Origin of the sequence: Pseudoalteromonas sp. BSi20652, assembly GCF_000239855.1 — a bacterium.
Lineage (GTDB): Bacteria > Pseudomonadota > Gammaproteobacteria > Enterobacterales > Alteromonadaceae > Pseudoalteromonas.
In genome coordinates this window covers 1-2,848 of record NZ_BADT01000241.1, presented here as the reverse complement: position 1 = coordinate 2,848, position 2,848 = coordinate 1, and the positions used below count along the sequence as shown (strand labels likewise).

General features: G+C 40.3%; 3 protein-coding genes. 2 read left to right on the top strand and 1 reads right to left on the bottom strand.

What is annotated here, in order from left to right; all coding sequences use genetic code 11:
- Positions 1–167: 167 nt before the first annotated feature.
- Positions 168–713: an oligoribonuclease gene (orn, locus tag P20652_RS00705; RefSeq protein ID WP_008172775.1), complete on the bottom strand. Its 546-nt coding sequence runs from the start codon at positions 711–713 to the stop codon at positions 168–170.
- A 121-nt stretch (positions 714–834) separates the two neighbouring features.
- Between orn and rsgA the strand changes: the two genes are divergently transcribed.
- Together rsgA and asd are read left to right on the top strand one after the other, a co-directional pair.
- The gene (gene rsgA, locus P20652_RS00710) at positions 835–1,893 is read left to right on the top strand and encodes a small ribosomal subunit biogenesis GTPase RsgA (RefSeq protein ID WP_008172773.1); all 1,059 of its coding nucleotides are present in this window, start codon (positions 835–837) and stop codon (positions 1,891–1,893) included.
- 15 nt (positions 1,894–1,908) lie between these two features.
- Positions 1,909–2,775: an archaetidylserine decarboxylase gene (gene asd, locus P20652_RS00715; RefSeq protein WP_008172771.1), complete on the top strand. Its 867-nt coding sequence runs from the start codon at positions 1,909–1,911 to the stop codon at positions 2,773–2,775.
- Positions 2,776–2,848: the final 73 nt, after the last annotated feature.

The following is a 2,848-nucleotide window of genomic DNA, read 5'->3' as shown; positions in this document are numbered from 1 at the left end:
GTTATTTTACGCTTAAGCGCGACAGGTCGCGTTCAACATTCTAGCAACTGAGCTAGTACCGCATTTATTGATGGTAATTCAATCACTCAAACACACTAACCCCGCGTGGGTTATCGTCTTGAGCGGGGCAGGATTCTACAATAATACAGTCTGTTTGCAAGTGTTTTTTACAAATTAAAGAAATTTTCTCTATAGACTTTTAATTCCATAATCGAATCTTTAATGTCATCCAAAGCAAGGTGCGAACCTTTTTTGTTCACTTGTCCAAGCACTTCGGGTTTCCAGCGACGTGCTAATTCTTTAATAGTGCTCACATCAAGATTTCGGTAATGGAAAAAATCTTCAAGTTCACGCATGTATTTATTCATAAAGCGGCGATCTTGCCCAATTGAATTACCACACATTGGTGATACACCCGCAGGCACCCACTGCTTTAAAAAATCTAACGTTTGTGCAACGGCATAGGCTTCATCGTAAGTACTTGCTTTACAGCGCGCCGTTAAACCCGATTTACCATGTTGAGTAGTACACCACTCGTCCATGCCATTTAGTAATTCATCACTTTGATGAATAGCTATAGTTGGCCCTTCGGCTAATATATTCAGGTCTGCGTCAGTGACAACGGTCGCAATTTCGAGTATTTTATCGGTCTCAGGTTCGAGCCCTGTCATTTCAAGGTCGAGCCAAATTAAATTTGATTTATTAATAGTCATAATTACCTAAGCGGTGCTTTCCTTTAGATCCAACGCATTTAGATATATCATATTAGCATCAACCGTCGAGCTAAAGCTTTTTTTAGGAAAAGCGACATTTAACTAAGGTTATAGGCCTCCAGTGGCAAAACAGAAAAAACTAAGTAAAGGCCAATCTCGTCAGATTAAGGCTAATCATCAAAAGCGTATTAACAGTGCCGATGCAAAGCCAGCTAAAAAAGGGGCGCAAGAATGGCAAACCGATAATTTAGGTCAGGTCGAGAGCGCAATTGTGATCAGCCGTTTTGGTCAACATGCTGATGTAGAAACGCAAAATGGCGATGTACTTCGCTGTAATATACGCCGTACCGTATCAAATTTAGTATGTGGTGATGAAGTATTATTTCGCCGCGCTAAAGTGAGTGAAGGTGATTTAGCCGGTGTTATTGAAGCAACACAAGAACGCCGCTCGCAACTTACTCGCCCTGACTTTTACGACGGCGTAAAAGTTATTGCAGCAAACATTGATCAAATACTCATGGTATCGGCAGTATTACCTGAGTTTACGCCAAGTATTATCGACCGTTATTTAATCGCCTGCGAAGATATGGGTATTGAGCCAATTTTAGTGCTCAACAAAATTGATTTAATTGATGCTGAAGGTCTTGCCGCAATAGATAAGATTCTCGATATATATCGTAAACTCGACTACAAAGTATTACTTGTTAGTAATATATCGAGCGAAGGTATTAACGAATTAAAAGAAGTGCTTGTTGATAAAAATAATATTTTTGTTGGGCAAAGTGGTGTAGGTAAATCGACCCTTGTTAATACCGTATTACCCGATGCTGCAATATTAACTAAAGAAGTATCTGAAAACAGCGGTTTGGGTCAGCACACAACCACTGTATCGCGCCTTCACCACTTACCAAGTGGCGGTAACTTAATCGACTCACCAGGAATTCGTGAGTTTGGCTTGTGGCATTTAGAAGTTGAGCGTGTAACGTGGTGCTTTAAAGAGTTTAGAGAATTTATAGGCGGATGTCGCTTTAGAGACTGTAAGCATTTAAACGATCCGGGATGTATAATCAAAGAAGCAGTAGCTGATGGCAAAATTTCGCAATTACGCTTTGACAGCTACCATCGAATTTTAGAAACAATGGCCGATGGCCGTGCAGGCTCTCGCGCGCCTCGCGTATAATTTAGGAAAAAAACTGTGAGTTTAGACAAATTTAAAATTGCAATGCAGTACGCAATGCCAAAACATTTTATTTCACGCGTTGTAGGTAAATTAGCGGCAGCTAAAGCGGGTGCACTAACAACGACGTTAATCAAACTATTTATTAAGCAATACAAAATAGACATGAGTGAAGCACAATATTCAGACCCAGCTCATTATAAAAGTTTTAATGAATTTTTTACTCGTCCTTTAAAAGACGGCATACGTCCAATGGTAGAAGATAGTAATATTATTATTCACCCAGTTGATGGCGCAATCAGTCAGCTAGGCGATATTGTTGACGGACAGCTAATACAAGCTAAAGGTCACGATTACAGCTTACAAGCGCTACTCGGTGGCTCACAAGACGATACAACACCATTTTTAGGCGGTAAGTTTGCCACTATTTATTTAGCACCTAAAGATTACCACCGTATTCATATGCCAATTGATGGCACACTAAGCAAAATGATTTACGTACCTGGTGATTTATTTTCAGTAAACCCACTTACAGCGCAAAACGTGCCTAACTTGTTTGCACGTAACGAACGGGTAGTAGCCATTTTTGAAACTGAAATTGGTCCGCTTGCAATGGTACTTGTTGGCGCAACAATTGTAGCCAGCATTGAAACTATTTGGGCTGGCACAGTAACACCACCAGCAGGTAGTGATGTATTTAGCTGGAAATACCCAACCACTGGCGATAACGCTATCACGCTTAAAAAGGGTGAAGAGATGGGTCGCTTTAAATTAGGCTCTACTGTGGTACTAGCATGGGGTGCTGATAAAGCTGAAATACTGGACGATCAACTACCAGAAGTAGTTACTCGCTTAGGTACTGCGTTTGCAAAAATTAACGATTAAAATAAATCGTTAATTTGAAATAAAAAAACCGCGTTATTTAAACGCGGTTTTATTTTTGTAGACGCAAAGCCTG

Bases quoted from the DNA above. Each gene is read 5' to 3' on its own strand.
- orn (WP_008172775.1), bottom strand. From the start codon at position 713: ATGACTATTAATAAATCAAATTTAATTTGGCTCGACCTTGAAATGACA.